This is a genomic window from Leucobacter chironomi DSM 19883 (assembly GCF_000421845.1).
GTDB classification, from domain to species: Bacteria; Actinomycetota; Actinomycetes; order Actinomycetales; family Microbacteriaceae; genus Leucobacter; species Leucobacter chironomi.
Map to the genome: position 1 here is coordinate 63223 of NZ_ATXU01000005.1, position 26883 is coordinate 90105.

The 26883-nt window shown below is 71.0% G+C and carries 21 protein-coding genes; 3 read left to right on the forward strand and 18 right to left on the reverse strand.

Annotated features, from left to right (window positions below; genetic code table 11):
- Positions 1-195: 195 nt before the first annotated feature.
- From tmk to H629_RS0106635, 8 genes are all read right to left on the reverse strand, one after another.
- The gene (gene tmk / locus H629_RS0106600; protein ID WP_024356503.1) at positions 196-831 is read right to left on the reverse strand and encodes a dTMP kinase; all 636 of its coding nucleotides are present in this window, start codon (positions 829-831) and stop codon (positions 196-198) included.
- Positions 832-902: 71 nt separating this feature from the next.
- A complete protein-coding gene (locus tag H629_RS0106605) occupies positions 903-1433 on the reverse strand; it encodes an HPP family protein (protein WP_024356504.1) in 531 nt (176 codons plus the stop codon).
- A 6-nt stretch (positions 1434-1439) separates the two neighbouring features.
- Entirely contained in the window at positions 1440-4289 is a 2850-nt protein-coding gene (gene topA, locus H629_RS0106610) for a type I DNA topoisomerase (protein ID WP_024356505.1), read from the reverse strand.
- Positions 4290-4567: 278 nt separating this feature from the next.
- Entirely contained in the window at positions 4568-5362 is a 795-nt protein-coding gene (locus H629_RS0106615) for a M23 family metallopeptidase (RefSeq protein ID WP_024356506.1), read from the reverse strand.
- On the reverse strand, positions 5359-5829 hold the full coding sequence (locus H629_RS14035) for a TadE family type IV pilus minor pilin (protein WP_024356507.1): 471 nt from the start codon (positions 5827-5829) through the stop codon (positions 5359-5361). The genes H629_RS0106615 and H629_RS14035 overlap by 4 nt, the downstream gene beginning before the upstream one ends.
- Complete coding sequence (locus H629_RS0106625; RefSeq protein WP_024356508.1) at positions 5807-6106, reverse strand: DUF4244 domain-containing protein; 300 nt, start codon at positions 6104-6106, stop codon at positions 5807-5809. The genes H629_RS14035 and H629_RS0106625 overlap by 23 nt, the downstream gene beginning before the upstream one ends.
- A gap of 151 nt (positions 6107-6257) precedes the next feature.
- Positions 6258-7190 (reverse strand): type II secretion system F family protein, encoded by a 933-nt coding sequence (locus H629_RS0106630; RefSeq protein ID WP_024356509.1) that lies wholly within the window; start codon positions 7188-7190, stop codon positions 6258-6260.
- A complete protein-coding gene (locus tag H629_RS0106635; RefSeq protein ID WP_024356510.1) occupies positions 7187-8227 on the reverse strand; it encodes an ATPase, T2SS/T4P/T4SS family in 1041 nt (346 codons plus the stop codon). The genes H629_RS0106630 and H629_RS0106635 overlap by 4 nt, the downstream gene beginning before the upstream one ends.
- 223 nt (positions 8228-8450) lie before the next feature.
- Here H629_RS0106635 and acs point away from each other — a divergent pair, with 223 nt between their 5' ends.
- Positions 8451-10433, forward strand: a complete 1983-nt coding sequence (gene acs / locus H629_RS0106640; RefSeq protein ID WP_024356511.1) for an acetate--CoA ligase — start codon at positions 8451-8453, stop codon at positions 10431-10433.
- Between the two features lie 90 nt (positions 10434-10523).
- On the opposite strand, the gene H629_RS0106645 is transcribed toward acs, so the two are convergent.
- Both H629_RS0106645 and H629_RS15150 read right to left on the reverse strand, forming a co-directional pair.
- Positions 10524-11000: a RidA family protein gene (locus H629_RS0106645; protein ID WP_024356512.1), complete on the reverse strand. Its 477-nt coding sequence runs from the start codon at positions 10998-11000 to the stop codon at positions 10524-10526.
- Position 11001: 1 nt separating this feature from the next.
- On the reverse strand, positions 11002-11169 hold the full coding sequence (locus H629_RS15150; RefSeq protein WP_017883616.1) for a Sp36 family protein: 168 nt from the start codon (positions 11167-11169) through the stop codon (positions 11002-11004).
- Positions 11170-11283: 114 nt separating this feature from the next.
- Between H629_RS15150 and H629_RS0106655 the strand changes: the two genes are divergently transcribed.
- Both H629_RS0106655 and H629_RS0106660 read left to right on the forward strand, forming a co-directional pair.
- Entirely contained in the window at positions 11284-13911 is a 2628-nt protein-coding gene (locus tag H629_RS0106655) for a transglycosylase domain-containing protein (RefSeq protein WP_240471069.1), read from the forward strand.
- A 4-nt stretch (positions 13912-13915) separates the two neighbouring features.
- Entirely contained in the window at positions 13916-14857 is a 942-nt protein-coding gene (locus H629_RS0106660; RefSeq protein ID WP_024356514.1) for a metallophosphoesterase, read from the forward strand.
- A 127-nt stretch (positions 14858-14984) separates the two neighbouring features.
- On the opposite strand, the gene H629_RS0106665 is transcribed toward H629_RS0106660, so the two are convergent.
- The 8 genes from H629_RS0106665 to H629_RS0106700 form a co-directional block, all read right to left on the reverse strand.
- Positions 14985-16052 (reverse strand): aspartate-semialdehyde dehydrogenase, encoded by a 1068-nt coding sequence (locus tag H629_RS0106665; RefSeq protein WP_024356515.1) that lies wholly within the window; start codon positions 16050-16052, stop codon positions 14985-14987.
- A gap of 11 nt (positions 16053-16063) precedes the next feature.
- Entirely contained in the window at positions 16064-17341 is a 1278-nt protein-coding gene (locus H629_RS0106670; RefSeq protein WP_024356516.1) for an aspartate kinase, read from the reverse strand.
- Positions 17342-17491: 150 nt separating this feature from the next.
- Positions 17492-17791, reverse strand: coding sequence for a hypothetical protein (locus H629_RS0106675; RefSeq protein WP_152485657.1), 300 nt, complete (start codon positions 17789-17791; stop codon positions 17492-17494).
- Positions 17792-18096: 305 nt separating this feature from the next.
- The gene (gene recR / locus H629_RS0106680) at positions 18097-18693 is read right to left on the reverse strand and encodes a recombination mediator RecR (RefSeq protein WP_024356518.1); all 597 of its coding nucleotides are present in this window, start codon (positions 18691-18693) and stop codon (positions 18097-18099) included.
- Between the two features lie 42 nt (positions 18694-18735).
- On the reverse strand, positions 18736-21657 hold the full coding sequence (locus H629_RS0106685) for a DNA polymerase III subunit gamma and tau (protein ID WP_024356519.1): 2922 nt from the start codon (positions 21655-21657) through the stop codon (positions 18736-18738).
- A 153-nt stretch (positions 21658-21810) separates the two neighbouring features.
- On the reverse strand, positions 21811-22998 hold the full coding sequence (locus tag H629_RS0106690) for an acetate/propionate family kinase (protein ID WP_024356520.1): 1188 nt from the start codon (positions 22996-22998) through the stop codon (positions 21811-21813).
- Positions 22995-25109 (reverse strand): phosphate acetyltransferase, encoded by a 2115-nt coding sequence (pta, locus tag H629_RS0106695; RefSeq protein WP_024356521.1) that lies wholly within the window; start codon positions 25107-25109, stop codon positions 22995-22997. Before pta ends, H629_RS0106690 begins: the two co-directional genes overlap by 4 nt.
- Before the next feature lie 196 nt (positions 25110-25305).
- Entirely contained in the window at positions 25306-26787 is a 1482-nt protein-coding gene (locus H629_RS0106700) for a phytoene desaturase family protein (protein WP_024356522.1), read from the reverse strand.
- Positions 26788-26883 lie beyond the last annotated feature (96 nt).

Consider the following 26883-nt stretch of genomic DNA (forward strand, 5'->3'; position numbering starts at 1 on the left):
CGGAGCGCGCCCCGCGAAATCTCGCTAATCATAACCTAACTTTCATCCGATGAAGTGTCAGGTAGATGGTGCTGCAGCTCGCAGCTCGGTGCGACCAGAGCTCCCCCGCGGCCGAGATCCGGCTCCACCATGTTCCGCGGATCACGCTGCCCGGCATCGCGCTGCCGGAGAGGGTCGTCGCCCTCTCGCCGGCGGTCAGAGGGCCGTGAGCAGCGGCGCCACGCGGTTGATCACGGCCGTGTGCAGCTCGTCCGCAGGCTGCGCGGCGTCGAGCACGAGGTAGCGGTCGGGAGCGACGCGGGCAAGGTCTCGGAAGCCCTCGCGCACCGCCTCGTGAAACTCGACGGCCTCCGCCTCGAGGCGATCGTCGACTTCCCCGCGTCCGCGTCGCCGCGCGATCGCGGTCACGGGGTCGAGATCGAGCAGCACGGTGACCTGGGGCCAGAGGCCGCCGACCGCCCATTCGCTGATGCGTCGTACATCGGCAACGTCGAGCACGCGCCCGGCCCCCTGGTAGGCGAGCGACGAATCGATATAGCGATCCGCCACCACGATCGCCCCGCGTTCGAGAGCCGGCCGTACGACCTTCGCGATGTGCTGCGCCCGGTCGGCCGCGTAGAGCAGCGTCTCGGCGCGGGGATCGACCTCGCCGATCTCGTCGCCGCCGTGCAGCAGCAGACGCCGCACTTCGATGCCGAGACGCGTGCCGCCCGGCTCGCGCGTGCGCACGACCTCGTGACCACGGGCCTCGAGCCAGGCCCCAAGCAGCTCCGCCTGGGTGCTCTTGCCCGCACCGTCGCCGCCTTCGAGGGTGATGAAGAGTCCGCTCATGGGTCCAGTCTGCCATCGACCGCGGCTCGGCCGCCGCTCGACCGCGGCTCGACCTCGGCCGGCGAAGCGACTCAGCCCGTGGTGCGACGACGCGGCGGCGGCCCGCCGAGCAGGCCGGGGGCCGGATAGCGGGTGCCCGTGCAGCGGTGCCAGACGAGTGCCACCGCGACGATCGCCATCGAAGCTGCGAGCACGGGCACCAGCAGGAACATCCAGCCCGCCCCGGTGACGAAGGCGAGCACGGTGTTCGCGATCGCCGGAGGGTGGATGATCCGCAGCACCGCCATCGCCCCGACCGAGCACCCCGCGACGAGCGCGATGCTCCACCAGGTCACCGGCAGCACGAACGCACCGGCCACGCCGACGAGCGACGCGACGAGCTGCCCGCCGATCACCGCGGGAGGCTGGGAGACCGGCGCCTCGGGGAGCACGAAGACGAGGAGGCAGCTGGGGGCGAAGCCCACGAACAGCGGCAGCAGGTCGACGGTCTCGTCGAGGAGCCCGAGCACGCCGACGATCACCGCGACTCCGAGTGAGGCCAGCACGAGCCGGCGCCACGGGAGTCGCGGCTGGTTCGGCAGGAGGACGTCTCTGAGGCGCACCCCTCGCTACTGTCCTGCGGCTTCGGCGGCTTTCTTCGCCGCGTTCGCCTTGCGCGTCTCGGCCGCCTTCTTCGCCGCAGCGGAGCGGGCCGGGTCGACCGCCTTCTTCGCGGCGGTCCTCTTGGCCGCCGGCTTCTTGGTCGTTGCCTTCGTGGTCGTCGCCTTGCCGGCCGCGGCGGTCTTCTTCGCCGCGGTCTTGCGCGCGGGAGCCTTCTTCTTCGCCGGACCCTTGGCGCGCTTGATGGCCAGCAGCTCGATCGCGCGTTCAAAGGTGATGTCGTCCACGCTGTCGCCGCGCGGGATCGTCGCGTTGGTCTCGCCGTCCGTGACGTACGGGCCGAAGCGTCCGTCGCGCACGCGCACGGGCTTCCCGCTCACCGGGTCGGCGTCGAACTCCTTGAGCGCCGCGCTGGCCTTCCGCGCACCGTACTTCGGCTGCGCGAAGAGCTCCTGGGCGCCCGCGAGATCGACCGAGAAGATCGCGTCCTCGCTCGGCAGCGTCCGGGTGTCCGTGCCCTTCTTCAGGTAGGGGCCGTAGCGGCCGTTCTGCGCGGTGATCTCGGCACCCGATTCGGGATCCTGCCCCACGACGCGCGGCAGGTCGAGCAGTGCGACGGCCGCGTCGAGGTCGATCGTCGCGGGATCCATGCTCTTGAAAAGCGACGCTGTGCGCGGCTTCTGCCCCTTGGGCAGCTCCTCGCCCTCGTCGGGCAGCTCGGTGACGTAGGGGCCGAAGCGTCCGTTCTTCGCGATGACGCGCTTGCCGGTCTGCGGGTGCAGACCCACGACCCGGTCCTCCGCGGGCTCGGCGTCGGCCAGCTCGTGGGCGCGCTCGGGGGTGAGCTCGTCGGGGGCCATGCCGTCCGGGATGTTGACGCTGCGCGGCTTGAGCGCGCCGTCGTCGCCGACCTCGCACTTCTCGTCGAAGACTTCGAGGTAGGGGCCGTACTTGCCGTTGCGCAGCGAGATCTCGTCATCGATCTTGATCGTGTTGATCGCGCGCGCGTCGATCTCGCCGAGGTTGTCGACCACGCCGCGCAGGCCCGGGTGGGCGTCGGTGCCGAAGTAGAACTCGCCCAGCCACTTGCCGCGCGCAGCCTCGCCGGCGGCGATGCGGTCGAGATCGTTCTCCATCTCGGCGGTGAAGTCGTAGTCGACGAGCGCACTGAAGTGCTCCTCGAGCAGGCGAACGACGGAGAAGGCGATCCAGCTCGGCACGAGAGCCTGGCCCTTCTTCGTGACGTAGCCGCGATCCATGATGGTGCTGATGATCGCCGCGTAGGTCGAGGGGCGGCCGATGCCGAGCTCTTCGAGGCGCTTGGTGAGGCTCGCCTCGGTGTAGCGCGGCGGCGGGCTGGTCTCGTGGCCCTTGGCGGTGGGATCGGCGATCCCGAGACCCTGACGCTCGGAGAGCTGCGGCAGGGAGACGTTCTGCTCGGCGTCGCCGCGCTTCTCGTCGCGCCCCTCCTCGTAGGCGAGCAGGAAGCCGGGGAAGGTGATCACGGTGCCGCTGGCGGTGAACTCGAGCGCGGTGGCAGTGCCCTCTCCGGGCTCGACGACGGAGGCGCCGACCGTGACGGTGTCGGTGGATCCCTTGGCGTCGGCCATCTGGCTGGCGACGGTGCGCTTCCAGATCAGCTCGTACAGGGCGTACTCGCCCTGGGTGAGCTTGCCCTTCAACGAGCTGGGCCGCTGGAAGGTGTCGCCTGCGGGGCGGATCGCCTCGTGGGCCTCCTGCGCGCCCTTCGCCTTTCCGGTGAAGACGCGGGGCTTCTCGGGCAGCGTCTCGGCGCCGTAGAGCTCGGCGGCCTGCTTGCGCGCCGCCTGGATCGCCTGGCTCGAGAGCGTGGGCGAGTCGGTACGCATATAGGTGATGTAGCCGTTCTCGTAGAGCGACTGCGCGAACGACATGGTCTGGCGCGAGCTGTAGCGCAGCTTGCGCGAGGCCTCCTGCTGCAACGTGGAGGTGGTGAACGGAGCCGCGGGGCGGCGGGTGTGGGGCTTGGTCTCGACCGAGAGCACCGTCGCCGCGGTGCCGGTGCCGAGCAGCGAGGCGAGGCGCTCGGCACGCTGCTGCTCGAGGCCGACGACGTTCGCCTTCAGCGCCCGGGGGGTGAGTTCGCCGTCGTCGCCGAAGTCGCCACCTGTGGCCACGCGCCGATCGCCGACGCGTACGAGCTTCGCCTCGAAGGCGGTCGTGTCGGCGGCGTCGGCGGCGGGCTGGAAGGTGGCGGTGAGATCCCAGTACTCGGCGGCGCGGAACGCCTGCCGCTCGCGCTCGCGGTCGACGACGAGGCGCGTCGCCGCCGACTGCACGCGGCCGGCGGACAGCTTGGGGGCGACCTTGCGCCACAGCACGGGCGAGATGTCGTAGCCGTAGAGCCGGTCGAGGATTCTGCGGGTCTCCTGAGCGTCGACGAGCGAGATGTCGAGATCACGCGTGTTCTGCTTGGCCTGCTCGATCGCCTCTCGGGTGATCTCGTGGAAGACCATGCGGCGCACCGGCACCTTGGGCTTCAGCACCTCGAGCAGGTGCCACGCGATGGCCTCGCCCTCGCGGTCCTCATCTGTTGCGAGCCAGAGCTCGTCCGCTCCCTTCAGCGCCCGCTTGAGCTCGGAGACCGTCCTCTTCTTGTTGTCGTTGACGACGTAGTAGGGGGCGAAGTCGTTGTCGACATCGACGGCGAACTTGCCGAAGGGCCCCTTCTTCAGTTCGCTCGGCAGCTCTGACGGCTCGGCGAGATCGCGGATGTGCCCGACCGAGGCGATGACCTCGTAGTCGTCGCCGAGATAGGCGCCGATCGTGCGCGCCTTGGTCGGCGACTCGACGATGACGAGTTTCTTCGTACCCTCCACGGGTCTCCTTCGTTGCTCCGAGCTCACGGCTGGTGAGTCGCCTGCTCGGCGACTGCCGGTTGCTGCACCGACACGCGGTTCTGCACCGACACGATACACACTCTCGTGCAAGAAACCACTATCGGCGATCCGCGGCGCTCCTCTATTCATACCATCGTCGCGATCACGGGAGCGCGCGACGAGGCCTCGGCCTCGGCCTGCACGCCCCGCGGCCGGTTCGCGCGACGGCTCCCGCGCCCTGCCCTAACACCCGTCGCAGACCCGAGCGGTGGGTGCGGTCACGGCGGACCGAGGTAGGCGAGCGGATCGACGTCCGGGTTCCTGTTCGACGGAGCCGACGAGAGAGTGAAGTGGGTGTGCGGCCCGGAGGTGCAGCCGCTCATCCCGGCGCTCGCGACCCGCTGCCCAGCCACCACCCGCGCACCCGGCACGACCCCGAAGCGCTGCGGCGACCCCGGCGCGACATGGTTGTGCGAGCTGTAGAGGGTGCGGCCCCCGACGTCGTGCCGCATGAGCACCGTGTGGTTGACGCCCCGCCACCACTCGGGGCGGGCGACGCACGGATCGGGCATCCCTCCCCCGTCCGGCCCGGCACGCACCACGACGCCCGCGTACGGAGCGTAGAGCGCGCCTTCGGCAGTCACCTCGAGGTCGAGCGAGAAGCCGTCGTGGAACCCCTGCGAGAGGGCCCGAAGATCCGACGGCCAGGCCCAGCCGTTCGCCGCGACCGCGCCTCTCGCGGCTTGGACCGGGCCGGGCGGCGGCCCTGCTCGCGCCGCGGCCACCGCGTCCCCGAACGGCAACGCGATCCGCATCTCGACTCGAGCCTCGCCCGAGACCGAGGAGGCCTCGCACCCCGCGAGCGCCGCTCCCGCTTCGACCGCGACGAGTCCCGCGAGTGCGCAGGGCTCCCCCTCGATCCAGCCCGTCATCGCATCAGCGGCGGCGAGCGCGGCGGCGTCCGCCGCTGCCGCCGCGCGATGCCCGGCCTCGAGCTGGGCGCTCGCGGCGATCAGCGGCAAGCCCAGGCAGAGCGCCGCAGCGCCGCAGGCGAGCAGGGCCGGCGCGCTCACGGCGACGCCTCGGAATCGCCGCCGGGTTCGCTGTTCGTCGCGGCGCACGCCCGACTCTCGATGCCGATGCCCGAGAGGATCCCGCGCCCCGGGCTGGCCCTGAGGGTGACGCAGTGGAGCGGTCCGCTGCGGTCCCGTTGCACCGTGATCGCCCCCTGGGCCTCATCGAGCCGGGCTCGTGCGCGGTCCGCATCGCCCCTGGCCTCGAGTCTCGCGACCTCCGCAGCGAGACTCACCAGCGTGATGCGGTGGGCCGCGATGAAGATCCCGCCGATCACGAGACCGAGCACCACGAGCACCGCCGGCATCACCACCGCGAACTCCGCGGTGACGGTGCCGCGCTCGTCGCGGACGAGACCGCCCAGCGGACCGCCGAAACGCGGCCGCGACGAACTGCCGGCAGCAGCACCATCGAGCGCGCCGAGCACTCGCCCGGCACCGGCGCTACCCGCCGGAGCCGAGAGCATTCTCGACCAGCTGCACGAGCATGGCGCGGATCTCCGCCGATCGCATGATCGCCACAAGCAGGCCCGCGAAGGCGACCGCGGCAAGGATCACCACCGCGTACTCCGCCGTGATCGCGCCCCGCTCGTCGCCGAGCAGATCGCGGGAGGCGGGCGCTGCTGCGCGTCGGCGGCGAGCGCGCGCCACGAACGCGGGGCGACCCTGCCCCGAAGGAGGCGGCGCGGGCTGCTTCCGCAGCGCGACGCCGCGGTCCGATACGAGTTCGAGTCTGGCATTCATGGGGTGCTCCCTTCATCGCGCACGGCCCGGCGGTCGCCGGTGCACCCATCCTGCGGCAGTCGCGTCGACGCCGGAGCGCCGGTCGAGGATCTGTGAAGAAGTCCGGGCGATCCGGGCCGGATGCGCAATTGTGAGCGAAGTGCGAGCCGCATCAGGCGCCCAGCATGGCGATGAGCACCGGCAAGACTCCGAGCACGATGAACGCGGGCAGCACGCACACGCCCATCGGCACCAGCACCCGCACGCCGAGACGTTCCGCTCCCTGTTCGAGCCTCGCCTGAGCCCGGGCCCGCGCAGCCGCCGCCTCCTCCAGCAGCAGGCGCTGCAGGGGCGCACCCGTGCTCGTCGCCGCCGCGACGGCGCTCGCGAGCGCTCCCGACCGCTCGAAGGCCGAGAACGGCACCCACTCCGCACCGAAGGCGTCGACGGCGTCCGCCGTGCGCAGCGCCGCAGCCCCCGGCGGGGCGCCACCGCCGAGCGCGACCCACACCAGTTCGAGTTCGATCCCGGCGACGCAGTCCTCGCGTTCGAGCCGGCGCAGCAGCGCTCGGCCCCACGCGACCCCTGCGGCGAGCAGCAGCGCCCCGGCGGACAGCAGCACGGCACCCAGCGGGCTCAGCAGCACGGGCACCGGATCGAAGCCGAGCAGGGCGCCGAGCAGCAGCGCGAGCGGCGGCAGCGCCGAGACGAGGCGCACCGTCGCGCGCGGCCCCGAGAGCAGCACCGCACGGCGCGCCCGCAGCTGCTCCAGACCGCGCAGCGCCGAGCCGATGCGTTGCAGGGCGGGGGCGAGCGGTGCACCGCTCTGCTCGGCCAGCCGCCAGGCGGCCGCGAGCACCCGCCACTCGGGCGCCCCGCACGCACCGAGCGCCTCGGGCGGTGGAACCCCGGCGGCGATGCGTGCGGCGAGGCCCGCCGGGTCCGCGCCCTCACGCCTAGGGGGACCACCGGGCGGATCCGCCGAGGCGAGCACCACCGCACGTCCAGCCGGGACGCCCCCGCGCAGCAGCGCGGCGCAGCGGAGCGCCAGCTCGGCCGCATCTCCCGCGCCGGCCTCGCTCCGCGCGCGCCTCCGCCCTGTCACGGCCGCACCTCCTCGATGCGGAGCAGCCCGGCGCGATCGAGCCGAAGCCGGCCGGCCCCGGCCACGCGGTGGACGCCTCGGCGGCGTTCGAGGTGGATGACCCCGTGCAGCGCCGACGCCGCCTGCCGCGTCAGCGCCGGCGGGTCGAGCCCCGCGAGGGCGCCAAGGGCCTCCAGCCTGGCCGGCACGTGCTCGATGCGGTTCGCGTGCAGCGTACCCGCGCTGCCGTCGTGCCCCGTGTTCAAAGCGGCGAGCAGGGTCGCCACCTCCGCCCCTCGGCACTCGCCGAGCACGATCCGATCCGGACGCATGCGCAGCGCCTCGCGCAGCAGGCGGTCGAGCCCCACCTCGCCGAGGCCCTCGGTGCTCGGTCGGCGGGCCTCGAGCGAGAGCGCGTGGGGGTGGCGCAGCCGCAGCTCCGCGAGGTCCTCGATGACGAGGATCCGCTCGCGAGGATCGGCCAGCCCGAGCAGCGCTCCGAGCATCGTGGTCTTCCCGCTCCCGGTGCCGCCGGTCACGAGCAGGTTGCGGCGAGCGGCGATCGCGCTGCGGAGCGCCCGGGCCATCGCGTCCGAGCAGAGCCCACCGCTCACGAGCGCATCGAAATCCGGGGGCGCGACCCTGGGCACGCGGATCGAGACCGCAGCGCCCTCGACCGCCACCGGCGGCAGCACTGCGTGCACCCGGATCCCGTCGCCGATCCGTACGTCGGCGCAGGGGTGCAACTCGTCGATGTGCCGCCCGCCGGCCGCGATCAGCTCGCAGGCCAGCCGGTGCACGGCGGCAGGTGTCGCACGCCAGCCCCCGATGGGCTGCGGCCCGCCGCCGCGATCCGCCCACAGCCGCCCTTCGCCGGCGCTCACCTGCACGAGCAGGTCGCGCAGCTCCGGGTCGTCGAGCAGCGGCAGCAGGCCGCCGAGGGCGCGCCGCTCGGCGATGCCGAGCCGCCCCGTCCGTGCGGGCGCGAAGAGCGGCGCCGGACCGCGGGGCATCGGAACGGGCGCACCGCGGGGCATGGAGACGGGGTCAGCGGTCATGGTCTCAGACAAGCAGGATCCCGATGCTCGCGGTGGCGGAACGGGGCTTGTGTGGATAAGCCGCGCGATCTCCGCGCAGGACCGGATTGTGAGCGAAGTCCCACGCGACGATGACCCCTCCGACGGTATAGCCTGACACCAGCATTCATTCGCACGCGCGCGGTCTCGGCAGCCACGGCCCCGTTCCGCGGGCGGATCACTGGAAAGACGGATAAGGGCGTCCATGACTGATCAGAACGGCACCATCGAGAGTCACCCGCTGCAGCACGGCGAGGAGGTGGAGGTGTATCCGCCGTCGGACGAGTTCCGCGCGCAGGCGAACGTGCGCGACTCCTCCGTCTACTGGCAGGCGGCGCAGGATCCCGAGGCCTACTGGGCCGAGCGCGCCCGCCAGCTCAAGTGGTCGAAGCCGTTCACCGAGATTCTTGACTGGTCGAACCCGCCGTTCGCGAAGTGGTTCGCCGACGGCGAGCTGAACGTCGCCGCCAACTGCCTCGACCGCCACGTCGCAGCGGGCCTCGGGGATCGCGTCGCGATCCATTTCGAAGGCGAGCCCGGCGACACGCGCACCCTCAGCTACGCCGAGCTGACGCACGAGGTGAAGCGCGCCGCGAACATGCTGACGAGCCTCGGCGTCTCCGCCGGCGACCGTGTCGCGATCTACATGCCGATGATCCCGGAGGCCGTGATCGCGATGCTCGCGGTCGCGCGTCTCGGCGCGGCGCACTCGGTCGTGTTCGGCGGTTTCAGCGCCGAGAGCCTGCGCGCCCGCATCGACGACGCCCAGGCCGAGCTCGTCATCACCGCCGACGGCGGCTACCGGAAGGGGCGGGTCTCGGCTCTGAAGCCCACCGTCGACGACGCGCTCGCGCTCGACACCGGCACCCCGCTCTCGGTCGAGCGGGTGCTCGTCGTGCAGCGCGGCGGCAACGAGGTCGTCATGCAGGAGGGTCGCGACCTCTGGTGGCACGAGGAGATCACGGCCTTCGACGGACAGCACGAGGCGAAGGGCTTCCCCTCGGAGAACCCGCTGTTCATCCTCTACACCTCCGGCACCACGGGCAAGCCGAAGGGCATCCTGCACACCTCGGGCGGCTACCTCACTCAGGTGTCCGCCACCCACAGCGACGTCTTCGACCTCAAACCCGAGACGGACGTCTACTGGTGCACGGCCGATATCGGCTGGATCACCGGCCACAGCTACGTCGTGTACGGACCGCTCGCGAACGGCGCCACGCAGGTCATCTACGAGGGCACCCCGGAGACCCCCGACTGGGGGCGCTGGTGGAGCATCATCCAGAAGTACGGCGTGAGCATCTTCTACACCGCCCCCACGGCGATCCGCGCCTGCATGAAGGTCGGGCGCCAGGTTCCCGAGCAGTACGACCTCTCCTCGATCCGCGTGCTCGGCAGCGTGGGCGAGCCCATCAATCCCGAGGCGTGGCGCTGGTACCACGAGGTGATCGGCGGCGGCAAGGCTCCCATCGTCGACACCTGGTGGCAGACTGAGACGGGCGCCATCATGATCGCCCCGCTGCCGGGGCTCACCGGGCTGAAGCCGGGCAGCGCCCAGGTTCCGCAGCCCGGCATCACCGCGACCATCGTCGACGAGCAGGGCGAGCGAGTCGGCCACGGCCAGGGCGGCCTGCTGGTGGTGCAGCGCCCTTGGCCGTCGATGGTGCGCACCGTGTGGGGCGACGACCAGCGATTCATCGACACCTACTGGGCGAAGTTCGGCGACCAGTACTTCGCGGGCGACGGCGCGCGCTTCGACGACGACGGCGACATCTGGCTGCTCGGCCGGGTCGACGACGTGCTGAACGTGTCGGGCCACCGGCTCTCGACGGCCGAGATCGAGTCGGCGCTCGTCGAGCACCACGCCGTCGCTGAGTCCGCGGTGGTCGGCGCGCACGACGACACCACCGGTCAGGCAGTCGTGGCGTTCGTGATCCTGAAGTCTCAGCAGACGCTGCTCGCGCCCGAGCAGGCCGAGGTCGAGCTCAAGCAGCACGTCGCCGCGCACATCGGCGCCATCGCGAGGCCGCGTCGGGTGCTCGTCGTGTCCGAGTTGCCGAAGACCCGCTCGGGCAAGATCATGCGTCGTCTCCTCAAGGACGTGGCCGAGGGCAAGGAGGTGGGCGACACCACCACCCTCGCCGACACGAAGGTCATGTCCACGATCCAGGATCAGCTGCGAGCCGGTTAGTAGGCAGCGGCTCGCAGGCGCGAGAAAGGCGGGGCGGATCCGAATACCGGATCCGCCCCGCCTTGTTGTCGCGTTACGACGAGGGCGCGCTCAGTCCTCGACCTTGAACACGAACTCGATCTCGACGGGGGCGTCGAGCGGCAGCACGGAGACGCCCACCGCCGAGCGCACGTGGATGCCGAGGTCGCCGAACACGCGGCCGAGGAAGACCGAGGCGCCATTGGCCACGCCCGGCTGACCGGTGAAGGAAGGGTCGGAGGCCACGAACGCGGTCACCTTCACCACCTGGGTGATCTTGTCGAGCGAGCCGATCACGCCGCGTGCGGCGGCGAGCGCGTTGAGCGCGCAGAGCCGCGCGAGCTCCTCCGCCTGCTCGGGCGCGACGAGGCCCTCGCCCTCACCCACCTTGCCGGTGGCGGGCAGCTGACCGTTCACGAAGGGCAGCTGCCCCGCCGTGTACACGTAGTTGCCGTCGCGCAGAGCCGGGACGTAGGCGGCGACCGCAGCGGCCACCTCGGGAATCTCGTAGCCGAGATCGCTCAGGCGCTCCTCGATCACAGACGTCATTTCAGGCCTTCCTCTTCAGATATGCGACGTTGCCGCCGGCAGGACCCTCGATGATCTGCACGAGCTCCCACCCCTGGGCCCCCCAGTTGTTGAGGATCTGGGCCTCGTTGTGCAGCAGCAGCGGCGTGACGAAGTACTCCCAGCGAGGTGCTTCGGTCGATTCACTCACGTGCGGATCTCCCCTCGGTATGTGCGGTGACAATGCGTTGCGGGCGACGGCGGAACAGGCCGTGGGGCCTGCCGCCTTGCTGTTTTGTCAGCTATGTCGCTTACCCTTGATTCTATGACCCGTCAGACATCCAAGTCCGCGCGCGTGCGCACCTTCAAGCCGCGCAGCGCGGGTGGTGCCCTTGGCGGCATTCTCGGCGCCATCGCGATGAGCGTGATCGCCGGAGTGCTCGTCACCGCCGCCGTCACCCCGGTCGTCGCGCTGAGCGGCCACACCGCGAAGACCGCCGTCGAGATCTTCGAGAAGCTCCCCGGCCACCTCGACCCGGGCCAGCTCGCCGAGCCGTCGACCCTCTACGCGAGGGGATCTGACGGGACCGAGTACGAACTGGCCACGTTCTACGACCAGAACCGCGAGATGGTCGACTGGGGCTCCATCTCCCAGTACGTGAAGGACGCTGCGGTCGCCGAGGAGGATCCGCGCTTCTACACCCACGGCGGGGTCGACATCCTGGCGACGAGCCGAGCAGTGCTGCAGAATGCAGCGGGCCAGAATCTGTCGGGCGCCTCGACGATCACGATGCAGTTCGTGCGCAACGTGCTCATCCAAGAGGCCTACTCGATCCAGGACCCGGAGGAGCGCGACAAGGCCTACGAGGACGCGATGCGTCAGGACGCCGACCGCAAGCTCAAGGAGATGCGCTACGCGATCAGCATCGAGAAGCAGTACCCGAAGGACGAGATCCTGCTGGGCTACCTCAACATCGCTCTCTTCGGCCGCCAGATCTACGGCATCGAGTCGGCCGCGCAGTACTACTACGGCAAGTCGGCGAAGGACGTCTCGCTGGCCGAGGCCGCGAGCCTCGTCGCGATCGTGAACAACCCCTCGCTGTACCAGCTTGACGTGCCCGAGAACCTCCCCGCGAACCTGGAGCGCCGCAACAAGATCCTCGACAGCATGCTGAAGCACGGCAAGATCACCGAGGCCCAGCATGAAGAGGCCGTCGCCACCCCGATCGAGCCGAACATCACGCCGCGCGTCGCGGGCTGCTTCGTCGCCGAGCAGAACTTCGGGCTCGGCCACTTCTGCGACTACGTGCTGCGCTACATCAAGCAGGATCCGAACTTCGGGGCCAACCCGGCCGAGCGCGAGTTCCGCTTCAGCCGCGGCGGGTTCAAGATCTACACCACCATCGACCTCGACATTCAGGCGGCCGGGCTCGAAGCGGTGCGCAACACCGTGCCGGCGCTCATGGACGGCATCAAGGTCGGTGCCGCGAGCGTGAGTACGCAGGTCGGCACCGGGCGCGTGCTCGGGATGGTGCAGAACCGGCCGTTCAACGACGCGGAATCGTTCCTGAGCGTCAACCCCGAATACACGACGGTGAATTACAACACCGACTTCGACTACGGCGGATCGAACGGCTTCCAGGTCGGATCGACGTTCAAGCCGATCACGCTGGCCGAGTGGATCCGCACGGGCCACTCCATCCGTGACATCGTGCAGATGGACGGACGCACCGTGCAGCTGCAGTCTTTCCGCGATTCCTGCTCCCCCGACGGCGTCTACGGCTACGGCCCCTGGACCTTCCAGAACGACAACCTCGGAGTGCGGGGCAACCGACCGGTGCTCACGGCGATCACCCAGTCGGTGAACGGCGGCATCGTGTCGATGCAGCAGAAGATGGATCTCTGCGACACCTACAAGCTCGCCGAGAAGCTGGGCATTCACCGCGCCGCGAAGCAGACCCATGAACCCGGCTTCGACAACTACGGCACCACGAAGCTCACGCGCGTGCCCTCGGGCACCTTCGCGGGCACCGACGAGATCGCGCCCATCACCATGGCCTCGGCCTTCGCCGCGTTCGCTGGCGACGGCACCGTCTGCACCCCGGTGCCCATCGACGAGATCCTCGACACGAAGGGCGAGCCGGTACCGTTCACCAAGAGCAAGTGCACGGAGGGCGTCGCCCCCGAGGTCGCCGCAGGTGTGGCGTATGCGCTCGAGGAGACCGTGAGGAACGGTCTCGCCGACCACGCGCAGTCGCGTTTCGGTGTGCCGCACCTCGCGAAGACCGGCACCACCGACGACATCAAGGACAACTGGACCGTGGGCTCCAGCACCACCGTCGCCACCGCCACCTGGGTGGGCAACGCCGACCCGATCTGCTACGACGACGGCGTCTGCGAGCGCGTCTCGACCCAGGGCTTCGGCAACCTCATGTTCGCGGATCAGACGATCTGGCCGGCCATGATGAACGTCGCAGACCAGAAGTACGGCGGCGCCGCGTTCCCGCAGCCCTCCTCCGCTTCGATCCGTCAGACGATGGTGACCGTGCCCGACGTGAAGGGCAAGCCCTTCGACGAGGCGACGAAGCTGCTCACCGATGTCGGCTTCTCCGTCTCCGACGGCGGCGAGATCGACTCCTCGATCGCCCAGGGCCTCATCGCCCGCTCCGATCCGGAGGGCGGCGCCTCGGTCTCTCTCGGCTCGGGCATCACGCTGTACCGCAGCAACGGCCAGGCGGTCGTCGTGCCGGACGGCCTGGTGGGTGCGACAGGCAGCGATGCCGAGGCCCGAGTGCGGGCCGCCGGACTCAACGGGGCCGACTTCTCCTGCCAGGCCGGGGGCAAGCCCGACCCGAAGAAGGACCTGGTGGTCTCCACTGATCCCGCGAGCGGCGGCGAGGCACGAGGCAACAGCAAGATCTCGATGGTCCTCGCCTGCGCGGACAAGGGCTGACGCGGTGAGCTCAGCGCAGCGCAACGCTGCGGCCGTTCTCGGAACGGCCGCAGCGGGAGTCGCGATCTGGTCGACGCTCATCGAGCGGCGTCTCTTCACCGTGCGTCGGCACACCGTGCCGCTGCTGGCCGATGGCGCGGCACCGATCCGAGTGCTGCAGCTCTCCGACCTGCACCTCGCCCCCTGGCAGTCGCGGAAGATCGACTGGGTGCGCTCGCTCGTCGAGCTGCACCCCGATCTCCTGGTGCTCACGGGCGACCTCATGGGTCATCTGCAGGCGCGTCCCGCACTGCTGCGCGCCCTGCGCCCCCTCGTCGAGCGCACGCCCACGGTCTTCGTGCACGGCTCCAACGACTACTACGGGCCCGTCTTCAAGAACCCGGCCCGATACCTCATGGAGCCCAGCCGGCTCAGCACGCGCAAGCCCAACATCGACAACGTCGCGCTCACCCGCGGCCTCGAAGAGCTCGGCGCGATCAACCTCAACAACGATGCCGCTCAGCTCGAACTGCGCGGCACGCGCGTCGAACTGTTCGGGATGAACGATCCGCATGTGCGCTATCACGACGCCGCGGCGATGCGCTCAGCCCTGCACGCGCTGCAGGCGGAGCGCAGCGACGCAACGGCCGATGACACCGCTGCAGTGCGCCTCGGCGTGGTGCATGCACCCTATCAGGAGGCGCTCGGCGCACTCCTCGACGAGGGGGCCGACGTGATCCTCGCCGGGCACACCCACGGCGGCCAGGTGCGCGTACCCGGCGTGGGAGCGCTCACCGCCAACTGCGATCTCCCCACCGCGCAGGCCCGCGGGCTCAGCGTCTGGTACGACGCTCACCGCGCTGCGTTCCTGAACGTGAGCGCCGGTCTCGGCAACTCCATCTACGCACCGGTGCGGTTCGCGTGCCGCCCCGAGGCTTCGCTCCTGACGCTCGAGGCGGCACGCTGAGGCGAGCCTCCTCCGGGCGGCAGGCTTCGCGCCTCAACGGCGCGCAAGCGCCGCGAGGAGAGACGAGAGACACAGCAGAGGGGTGGGGATCCGATTCGGATCCCCACCCCTCTGGCGTACGGCGCGGTTACGCGGCGAGCTTGGCCGCGACGGCCTCCGCGATCTGCACCGCGTTGAGCGCTGCACCCTTGCGCAGGTTGTCGTTCGAGATGAAGAGCACGAGACCACGGCCCTCGGGCGCGGACTGATCCTCGCGGATGCGTCCCACGAACGAGGGATCCTGGCCTGCGGCTTCGAGGGGGGTCGGCACCTCGCTCAGCTCGACACCGGGGGCGTCGGCGAGCACCTCGCGAGCGCGATCCGCGGTGATCGGGTTCGCGAACTCGGCGTTGATCGACAGGGAGTGTCCGGTGAAGACCGGCACTCGCACGCAGGTGCCGGCCACACGCAATGCGGGCAGTTCGAGGATCTTGCGGCTCTCGTTGCGGAGCTTCTTCTCCTCGTCGGTCTCGCCCTCTCCGTCGTCGACGATCGAGCCGGCGAGCGGCAGCACGTCGAACGCGATGGGCTTGACGTAGACGTCGGGATCCGGGAATGTCACCGCCGAGCCGTCGTGCACGAGGCGCTCGATGCCGCCGGCCTCGACCGCGGCGACCGCCTGGCCCGCGAGCTCGCGAGCTCCGGCGAGACCCGATCCGGACACGGCCTGGAAGGTGGTGACGACCAGGCGTTCGAGCCCTGCCTCGCTGTCGAGCGCCTTCATGACCGGCATCGCGGCCATCGTGGTGCAGTTGGGATTGGCGATGATGCCACGGCCTGCCGCGACGACGCCGTCGAGCGCGTGCGGGTTGACCTCGCTCACGACGAGCGGCACCTCGGGATCGAGACGCCACGCGCTGGAGTTGTCGATGACGATCGCACCGGCCTCCGCGAACGCGGGGGCGTACTTCTTCGATGCGGCGCCGCCCGCGGAGAAGAGCGCGATATCGATGCCGGACTTGTCTGCGGTGTCGACGTCCTCGACGGTGATCGACTCACCGCGGAACTCGATCTCCGACCCGGCGGAACGAGCGCTCGAGAAGAGGCGCAGGCTCTTGATGGGGAAGTCGCGCTCGTCGAGCAGACGACGGATGACCGCGCCCACCTGACCGGTCGCGCCGACGACGGCGACGTTGAAGCTCAGCTGCTCTGCCATGTGGATTCCCTTCAGCGGCCGGTACCGGCGTAGACCGTGGCGTCGGTGTCGGAGTCGAGGCCGAAAGCGGTGTGGAGCACGCGCACGGCCTTGTCCATGAGATCCGCGCGGGTCACCACCGAGATACGGATCTCGGAGGTCGAGATCATCTCGATGTTGATGTCGGCCTCGTACAGCGCGCGGAAGAGCTGAGCCGAGACGCCGGTGCTGGTGCGCATGCCCGCTCCGACGACCGCGACCTTCGCGATCTGGTCGTCGTACTGCAGATTCTCGAACTCGAGCGTCTCGCGCTCGGCCTCGAGGGCCTCGATGACGCGGCGGCCATCGCCGAGCGGAATCGTGAACGAGATGTCGGTGCGGTTCGTGTCGGCGGCCGAGACGTTCTGCACGATCATGTCGACGTTGGCGTGGGTCTTCGCCACGATCTCGAAGATCTGGGCGGCCTTGCCCGGGGCGTCGGGCACGCCGCCGACGGTGACCTTCGCCTCGCTCTTCTCAGCGGCGATACCTGTGATGACCGGCTCTTCCACCTGATCTCCCTTCGGATGCCCCTTCTGGGGGTCGTAGACGATGGTGCCCTGCTCGTCCGAGAACGAGGAGCGGACGTGCAGTGCGACGCCGTGGCGGCGGGCGTACTCGACGGCGCGCAGGTGCAGCACCTTGGCGCCCGAGGCCGCGAGTTCGAGCATTTCCTCGGCCGTGATCGCGTCGATCTTGCGGGCCTTGGGAACGACGCGCGGGTCGGTCGTGAAGATTCCGTCAACGTCGGTGTAGATCTCGCAGACGTCGGCGCCGAGCGCAGCGGCGAGCGCGACGGCCGTGGTGTCGGATCCGCCCCGCCCGAGGGTGGTGATATCGCGGGAGTCGCGGCTGAAGCCCTGGAAGCCGGCGACGATCGCGACGGCTCCCTGATCGAGCGCTTCGCGAACCCGGCCCGGGGTGACATCGACGATCTTGGCCGAGCCGTGCTCGGCCGTGGTGATCATGCCCGCCTGGCTGCCGGTGAACGACAGCGCCTCGATGCCCATGCCCTTTATCGTCATGGCCAGCAGCGCCATCGAGATGCGCTCGCCCGCGGTGAGCAGCATGTCGAGCTCGCGGGGCGCGGGGATCGGCGTGCACTCCGCTGCGAGATCGAGCAGTTCGTCGGTGGTGTCGCCCATGGCGCTCACGGCGACGACGACCTCGTTGCCCGCACGGCGGGTCTCGACGATGCGCTTGGCGACCCGCTTGATGCTCTCGGCATCCGCGACCGACGAGCCCCCGAATTTCTGCACGATCAACGCCACGCGGGTCCTCCTCAAGTCTACGCGAGAGGCCAGTCTATCGGACGGCGCTGCCCGAAAGCCGCGCCCGGTCCAGGGGGCCGCTTCCCGGAGGCGCCCGGGCGATGTCCTGTCCGGTCCCACCCAGCGGATCGGTCGTCGCGAAGGAGGCGTTCAGCTCGCCTCGATGATGGCCGCCGCCCAGATCCCCACCAGTGCGACCGCCGCCATCATCAGCATGCACGCGGCCATCCACCACAGCCGGATAGGCCGCCGGGCGACGGCGAACCGCAGCACGATGATCGCCGCGTAGAGCAGCAGCACCGCCGTGATGGCCACCACCGCGATCGGCGTCGAAGCCCCTCCTGCCAGTGCGAGCATCACGAGCGGCACGAGACTCGCGATCGCGAAGCACCCGCCGACCACGATCCAGATCAGGCCGCTGGAGGTCTGCAGCGCCGGTTGATTACTCATGCTCATCGGGTCGCGGCGGTGTTCCCGTCTCGAAGCCGGTTCGTGCCGACTCATGGTGCCGCCTCCGTTCGCTCGGCTGCGCGCGCGGGCCGGGCCGACGAACTCGCATTCGGGGCTCTCCGCATCGTCGGACTCCTCTCCCGGTCGAGCGGGACTGCGTCCGCACTCGCCCCGCCCTTCCAGCTTCGCTCGCGGGCCGGGCCGACGCCAGGGGTGGCCGGAGCGACGGTGCACGAGTATCCTGCAGTTCGGCGAGGGAAGCCCGCTGCCCCGTGAGACCGGATCGAGCCGAGAGGCGTGCGCCTCTAGTCGATGCTGCGGCGGCCCTCGAACGCGCGACCGAGGGTGACCTCGTCGGCGAACTCTAGGTCGCCGCCGACCGGCAGGCCGGAGGCGAGCCGCGAAGCGGGAACCTCGATGCTCGTCAGCAGTCGCGAGAGGTACGCCGCGGTGGCCTCGCCCTCCAGGTTGGGATCGGTGGCGATGATGACCTCACGCACCTCTGCCTCGCCGAGCCGGCGCATGAGCGCCGGAATGCTGAGGTCGTCGGGGCCGATGCCGTCGATGGGGCTGATCGCGCCGCCGAGCACGTGGTACAGCCCGCGGAACTGCCGGGTGCGCTCGATCGCGACCACGTCCTTCGGCTCCTCGACCACGCAGATGAGGGTCTGGTCGCGCCGGGGGTCGCGGCAGATCGAGCAGCGCTCCTGTTCGGTGATGTTGCCGCAAACCTCGCAGAAGCGCACCTTCTCGCGCACCTCGGTGAGGAGTTCGGCGAGGCGTGACACATCGAAGTTCTGGGTCTGGAGGATGTGGAACGCGATGCGCTGCGCCGACTTCGGGCCGATGCCCGGGAGCCGGCCGAACTCGTCAATCAGGTCTTGGACGATGCCGTCGTACACGTGGGGTGTCTCCTCGAAGTGGGTGAGTCGGATCGCGCGGGGTCAGGGGGTGCGCGGAGGCAGCGGGCGCTCCTCCACGAAGCGGGCGCCGAGCACCTCGCGCACGACGGCTTCGCCGTAGCGGGTGAAGGCCGGCGCTGAGCGCCGAGTCGACGGGTCCGGAGCGGCTGGCGGCTCGCTGGACGGCGCGGCAGGCGGATCACCTGCGGCCTGAGCGCTTGCAGTGGCAGGGTCGGGCGTCGCCGCAGTGGCGGCGGTCTCCCGGGCCTGGTCCACCTGATCGCGTTCCGGGCCGGGGCCTTCGGACCCGTATGGATCATCGGGCATTCCGGCGTAGGGGTCGCCATCCGGGTCGTAGGACGCGGGGATGTAGTCGTCGTCTGCGCTGTTCGAGTCGTCGCCACCCGAGGCGACGCGCTCCCGGGCGCTGCCCCCGGGGGTGCTGTCCGGTCCGGGGGCGGCGCCCGCCGCTCCCCCGGCAGTCTCGACGTCCGGGCCGCGCCGGACGCCGGCCTCCGATGCGGCGGGCTGTTCGGGTCGCGCGGGTCGCGGTGCAGCGGGTGCGAGCGGCGCGCCGTCGGCGGGCGGGGCGGGCGGCGGCTCAGCCCAGGCGGGCGCTGCGAGAGCGGGGCCGAGCCCGCTCAGGCGAGCGGCCGCTCGCGCGACCGGATCGTCGGCATCGCCGGGGTCGAACCCGCCCGCAGGCGCCTCGGAAGGCGCAGAGCTCGCCGCGGGCGCGGTCGCACGCGGGGCACTCGGCTGGTCGGAAGCACCCGCTCGATGGGGCTCCTCTGCGTCGGGATCGCGCTGGGCCTCGCCCTGGCCGCTGCCGCCCTGGGGAGCGGCCTCGCGGCTCTCGCCGCCCGGAGCGATGCGCTTCGGCACGTACTTGACGTTGATGCCGATGGCCGCATTGATGGTCTCGCGCAGCGGCCCCGCACCGCTCGTCTTGAAGGCGGCGAGGTCGGACTGGGAGCCGAGCCCGACGGTGAGCACCTCGCCGTCGAGCGCCATCGGCGTCACCACGCGCACCGCGTTCCACGCATCGCGATCCGCCTGCAGGATCTCCTCGAGCAGTTCGGGCCACAGTTCGACGAGGTCGTCGAAGCCGCCCGAAGCAGCCTCGGCTTCGACCTCGGAGCCATCGTGCTGCGATCCCTCCGCAGTCGGCTCGGAGCCTCCGGCGCTCGCCACGGCCACGCCACCGTCGGCAGCGACCGGCGCCGTCGACGCGGCTTCGTCGTTCTGGCCCGACGCGCGCTCCGAAGACCCGGGCTGAGCTGCGGCCTCCGAGTCGGCGGCGCTCTGCTGCGCGGCGGGGGGCGCCTGGAAGGCTGCGTCGCGGCCGATCCCCTCGATCTGCGCCGCGCTCAGCACATCGGAGATCGGTCGCCCGAACCCTGCCGCTCCCGTGTTGGGATGGGTCGCCGAGGGCCCGGTGCCCGCGGTGTCCGACGGGCCCTCGACCGGGGCCGCGCCGGAATCGGTCGCCCCAGTGCTCGGAGCTTTCGGCGCCGCGCCGGCACCCGCCGGATCCTCGCGCAGGAACTCCCTGATCGAAGCCGCCGTCTCGGCCGCATTCGGCTGCGCATCTGCGCGTGCCGACCGCGAGGCGGCGGGGCTGCTGTTCGCCGGGGCCTGGGCCGGGGCCGCCCCGGCAGCCGGGGAGTCGTTCAGCGCGCCCCGGGCAGCAGCCACCGCGGCGAGAGGATCCGGCCGCGGCGGCGTGGGCGCGGCGGGCGGGAAGGCCTGGCCTGGGGCTGCCTCAGCACGCTGAGCCGCCGGCGCAGCGGAGACGGGCGATGCCGCCGGAGCCGCCGCAGTGCGCTGCGGGCGAGCCGCCGCAACCGCCGGCTGCGCGACCTGCTCCACCAGTGCGCGGGCGATCATGAGTTCGAGCTGCAGCCTGGGCGCCGTCGCGCCGGCCATCTTGTCGAGCGAGCCGCTCACCACGTCGGCGATGCGCGACAGCTCGCCGGGCCCGAAGCTCTGCGTCTGCTCGAACATGCGCGTGAGCTGGTCCTGGGGCACGCCTCGGAACACCGCGGCGGCGCCCTCGACGGTCGTCGCGCTCACCACGATGAGGTCGCGCAGCCGCTCGAGCAGGTCTTCGACGAAGCGACGGGGATCCTGCCCGGTCTGCACGACGCGGTCGGTGGCGCGGAAGGCGGCTGCGGAGTCGTGGGCGCCCAGCGCGGCGACGACGTCGTCGAGCAGTTCTGCGTGGGTGAAGCCCAGCAGGCCGGCGGCGCGCTCGGCAGTGACGAGGTCGCCCTCGGAGCCCGCGATGAGCTGGTCGAGGATGGAGAGGGTGTCGCGCACCGATCCGCCGCCGGCCCGCACCACGAGCGGCAGCACTCCGGGCTCGACGCGCACGCTCTCGCTGTCGCAGAGCGACTGCACGTAGTCGATGAGCGTGCCGGGCGCGATGAGCCTGAAGGGATAGTGGTGGGTGCGCGAGCGGATCGTACCGATGACCTTGTCGGGCTCGGTCGTGGCGAACACGAATTTGACGTGGGGCGGCGGCTCTTCGACGATCTTCAGCAGCGCGTTGAAGCCGCCCGGCGTCACCATGTGCGCCTCGTCGATGATGAAGATCTTGAAGCGATCGCGAGCCGGAGCGAAGACCGCGCGCTCGCGCAGGTCGCGCGCGTCGTCGACGCCGCCGTGGCTGGCGGCGTCGATCTCGACCACGTCGAGCGATCCGCCTCCGTCGCGGCTCAGCTCGCGGCAGCTCGCGCACTCGCCGCAGGGGGTGTCGGTGGGGCCCTCGGCGCAGTTGAGGCAGCGCGCGAGGATACGGGCCGATGTCGTCTTGCCGCAGCCGCGCGGACCGCTGAAGAGATAGGCGTGCCCGATGCGCCCCGTGCGCAGGGCCGTCATGAGCGGTTCGGTCACCTGGGACTGACCGATCATCTCGGCGAACGATTCTGGCCGGTAACGGCGATACAGTGCGGCAACCACGGGTCCATGCTACCGGCGACCACTGACATTCTTCGTGGAGCGAGTCCCGCGATCGCGATCCGTCCATCGCAGCAGACCGGCAGCCCGGCAGCCCTGACGACGACGCCGGCTCTGGATCGGCCCGACCGGCGTCCGCTCCCCCGCGACCGCGGGTCAGCCGACGAGAGCGCGGGTCTGTCGGGCGATCTCCGCTTCCTCGTCGGTGGGCACCACGAGCACCTCGACTCGGGAGTCGTCGGCGCTGATGCGGCGGGCTCCCCGATCCGGCGATTCGTTGCGCGACCCGTCGATGCGGATGCCGAACCACTCCAGGCCGGCGCAGATCTCGGCTCGCAGCGCAGCGTTGTTCTCGCCCACGCCCGCGGTGAACACGATCGCGTCGGCCCCGCCGAGTTCCACGAGATAGGCCCCGAGGTAGCGGCGCACACGGTGCGCGTAGACCGCGATGGCCAGCGCCGCCTCGTCGTCTCCCGCATCGGCGGCGGCGCGCACATCGCGGAAGTCCCCGGTGCCCGTGAAGCCGAGCAGCCCGGAGCCGTGATTGAGCAGCCGGTCGAGCTCGTCGACGGCGTAGCCCTCGCGCAGCAGATGCAGCAGCGCACCCGGGTCGAGGTCGCCGCCGCGCGTCCCCATCACGAGCCCCTCGAGCGGGGTGAAGCCCATCGAGGTGTCGATCGACCGCCCCGCTGCGACGGCGCACGCGGAAGCCCCGTTGCCCAGGTGCAGCACGATCTGGCGCAGCGATTCGATCGGGCGCCCGAGGAACTCCGCAGCGCGCCGGGACACCACCTGATGCGAGGTGCCGTGAAAGCCGTAGCGGCGGATCCCGTGGCGCTCGGCGACACCCGAATCGATGGCGTAGGCGTATGCCTCCTGCGGCATGGTCTGGTGGAACGCCGTATCGAAGACGGCGACGTGGGGCACTCCGGGGAACCGCTCCCGCGCTGCCACGATCGCCTGATGCTGACCGGGGTTGTGCAGCGGTGCGAGGGACCCGAGCTCGAGGATCTGCGCGGCGACCAGGTCGTCGATGCGGGTCGGAGCGCTGAACACGCTGCCGCCCTGCACCACCCGGTGTCCGACGGCCGCGATGCCGAGGGCGGCCACGGGGGTGCCCGCGCGCTCGAACGCCGCGACCATCTCGGCGAACGCCGCGGTGTGATCGGCGACGTGCACACGACGCTCCTCCTCGCGTCCGTCGTCGCTGCGGTGCACGAGGCGCCCCTCGGGTTCGCCGATGCGCTCGACCAGTCCCGACGCGAGGCGCTCCTCGGTCTGCGGTTCGATGAGCTGATACTTCACCGATGACGAACCGGCGTTGATCACCAGGATGCTGCTCATGCCCGCTGCTCCATTCCGGCCTGCACCGCGGTGATCGCGACCGTGTTGAGGATGTCGTCGACCGTGGCCCCTCGCGAGAGGTCGTTGACCGGTTTCGCGAGCCCCTGCAGCACCGGCCCCACCGCCACGGCGCCTGCGGAGCGCTGCACGGCCTTGTAGGTGTTGTTGCCCGTATTCAGGTCGGGGAATATGAAGACCGTGGCGTGGCCTGCGACGGCGGATCCCGGCAGCTTCGCGGCCCCGGTCGCCGGGTCGCTCGCGGCGTCGTACTGCAGCGGCCCCTCGATGAGCAGATCGGGGCGTGCGGCCTGCGCGAGCGCGGTCGCCTCGCGCACCTTGTCGACGTCGGCGCCGGATCCCGACTCGCCCGTCGAGTACGACAGCATCGCGACCCGGGGCTCGACGCCGAACTGCGCGGCCGTGTCGGCCGACGAGACGGCGATGTCGGCCAGCTGCGCGGCCGTGGGGTCGGGGTTGACCGCGCAGTCGCCGTAGACGAGGACGCGGTCGGCCAGGGCCATGAAGAACACGCTCGACACCACCGAGACGCCGGGGCGCGTCTTGATGATCTCCAGGCTGGGTCGGATGGTGTGCGCCGTCGTGTGCGCGGCGCCCGACACCATGCCGTCGGCGAGTTCGAGGTGCACCATCATGGTGCCGAAGTAGCTCACGTCGCGCATCACATCGCGCGCCTGCTCGAGCGAGATCCCCTTGTGGGCGCGAAGCCTCGCGTACTCGTCGGCAAAGCGTTCGCGCAGCGGGGAGCTCGCGGGGTCGATCACCTCGGCCGCGTCGATCGACAGGCCGAGCTCGCCCCCGCGCTTGCGCACGGCCGCCTCGTCGCCGAGGATCGTGAGCCGCGCCGTGCCGCGCGCGAGCAGCGTGCTCGCCGCGCGGAGGATGCGGTCGTCATCGCCCTCGGGGAGCACGATGTGGGCGTTCGCCGCGGCTGCGCGGTCGAACAGCTCATAGGCGAACATGACCGGGGTGCGCACACCGCCGCGGTGCAGTCGCAGACGCTCCCGCAGCACCGCCGCGTCCACGTGCTGGTCGAACAGCGCGAGCGCCGTGTCGAACTTGGCGGGGGATTCCTCGGTCAGCAGCCCTCGAGCGCGAGAGATACGGCGCGCAGTGTCGAAGGTGCCGAAGCTCGTACGCACGATCGGCAGCGTCGAGTCGATGCCGTCGAGCAACTGCTCCACGGAGCGCGACAGCTCGAACTCCCCGTTCAGCACCACCGCCGCGATCGTGGGGAAGGTCGGGGCCTCGTGCGCCATGGTCACCGCGAGCAGCGTCTCGGCCCGATCCGCCGCGATCACGACCGCCGCGCCCTCGAGCAACCGCGGCAGCACGTTCTCCATAGACATGCCGGCGATCACCACATCGCGCACCTCGCGGGCCAGCAGGTCCGCGGAGCCGCGCACCAGCTCCCCCTCGACGGCCTCGATCACGCCGCTCACCGGGGGCGCGACGAGCAGCAGTTCCTCGGGCACCGCCCAGACCGGCGTGCCGGTGGGCAGGGAGACCGCCACCTGCTGCTCGATATCGGCGAGGTGCTGCGGGTCGGCGCGGTTGACGAGCGCGGCGAGCACCTCGGCGTGCTCGGCGCGGAGTTCGGCGATGCCGAGCTCGGCGAGCTGCGCGATCTCCGAGGGCGTTCGCGCCGGCTGCTGGCCCAGGTGCTCCGCCTCCTCGTTCGAGCGACCGCCGAGCACCAGCAGCACGGGCGTATCGAGGTTCGCGGCGATGCGCGCGTTGAAGGAGAGCTCGGTGGGGGCGGCCACGTCGCTGAAGTCCGAGCCCACCACCACGACCGCGTCGCAGCGGTCGCGCAGCCGCCGATAGGCCGCCACGATGCGGGTCATCGCGGCCTCGGGATCGGCGTGCGCCTCGTCGTAGGTGACCCCCACGCACGCCTCGTAGGGCGCGTCGGACGTGGTTCGGGAGTGCAGGAGATCGAGCACCCGGTCGCGCTCGCCTGCTGAACGGATCAGCGGCCGGAACACCGCCACCCGCGGTGCGTCCGCCCGCAACGCGTCGAGCACGCCGAGCGCAACGGCGCTCTTCCCCGTGCGCCCCTCGGCCGAGGTGAGGTAGATGCTTGCTGCCACCCTCCCACCCTATGCCCGGGATCCGCTGATCCGCCGGGAGCCGCTGATCCGCCCGACCTGAGCCTGCCCTCGATATGGGATCTGCCGTAGATATGGCCTCTCCTCCGGATATCCCCATATCCTCGGCAGATTCCATATCCAAGGCGGAGGGCGGGGGTGAGTGTGAGCGGTGAAGCTTGTGGGTGAGGGGCCTGGTCTACGAGTCGAGGCCGAGGCCCGGCGCTGGCAGGCCGTACTCATGCCGGAGGGCGGCGCGGGCCGCATACCAGCCCGAGAGGCCGTGCACTCCGGGCCCCGGCGGCGTCGACGACGAGCACAGGTAGATGCCGGCTGCGGGGGTGCGCCACGGCTCGCGGGCGACCACCGGCCGCGCGAGCAGCTGCCACGGCGTCACCGCGCCCGCACTGAAGTCGCCCCCGATGTAGTTGCGGTTGTACCCGGCGAACTCGGCGGCGGTGGTGACGCGCACATCGAGGATCCGGTCGCGGAACCCGGGGGCGAAGCGTTCGATCTGCGCGATGACGGGGTGGGACATGTCGACCGTCGACCCCTTCGGCACGTGCGTGTAGCTCCAGATGGGCGTCAGTTCGGCCCCGTTCTCCTGCACCGGTGCCCGCTCAGGATCGAAGGCCGCGGTCTGCGCGAGCAGCACGTAGGGCTGCCGCGGGTGCCGACCGCGGGCGACCTCGCGTTCGGCCGCCGCCCCCTCGGCTCGGCTGCCGCCCAGGTGCACCGTGGGGGCGCCCGCGACCCGCTGGTCCGCCCACGGAATCGGCCCGTCGAGCACGAAATCGACCTTGGTCGCCCCGTCGCCGTATCTGAAGCGGCCGAGCGCACGACGGTAGCGGCCGGGCAGAGCCGAGCCCGCGATCCGCATGAGCCCGCGGGCGGAGGTGTCGAAGAGCTTGACACGGTACGCGTCGAGTTCGCGCACGTCGGAGACGGGGTGGGACGTCTCGATCCGGCCGCCGTGCGCGAGGAGATCCGCTGCGAGCGCGTCGGTGATGGCCCGGGATCCGCCCACCGGCACCGGCCAGCCGCTCGCGTGCCCGAGCGCGCCGAGCACCAGGCCGACGCCGGCCGAGGCGAGCCCCGGCATGCGGCCGATGCTGTGAGCGGCGACGCCCGAGACGAGAGCCGGGGCCGCCTGCTCGCTGAACCGGGCGTTCCAGAGCGGCGTACCCTGCTCGAGGGTGCGCAGGCCGGTGAGAATCGCAGCCAGCGGGTCGCTCGGCCAGCGCAGCATCGACCCGCCGAGGGCGAAGTCGATCACGCCTTCCAGCCGGCGGAGGAGCGGCCGGTAGAGGCCCGCGTACGCCGCTCCGTCACGGCCGAGCTCCGCGGCGGTGCGCTCGAGGTCGCGGTAGGCGATGGCGGCCCGATGATCGCCTGCCGTGCCGTCGAGCGGGTTGGCGTAGGAGGCTTCGGGGACCACGAAACGCATGCGGCGTTCGAGCTCGAACGCGCGGAAGAAGCCGGTGGCGAGGGCCATGGGGTGAATCGCGGAGCAGACGTCGTGCAGCACGCCGGGGCGCACGAGCTGCTGCGTGCGAGTGCCACCGCCGATGGTCTCGGCCGCTTCGTAGACGGTCACGGGGATGCCCGCGCGGGCGAGGGTGACCGCGGCAGCGAGGCCGTTCGGTCCTGCCCCGACGACGACGGCGCCTGCTGAAGTCATGCGCCCAGCCTAGCGTCACGCCCCGCACAGCGCCGGACCCACCCACACCAGCAGGCCTCCGGGCATAGAAAGACCCCCATGCACTCGAGACACAGC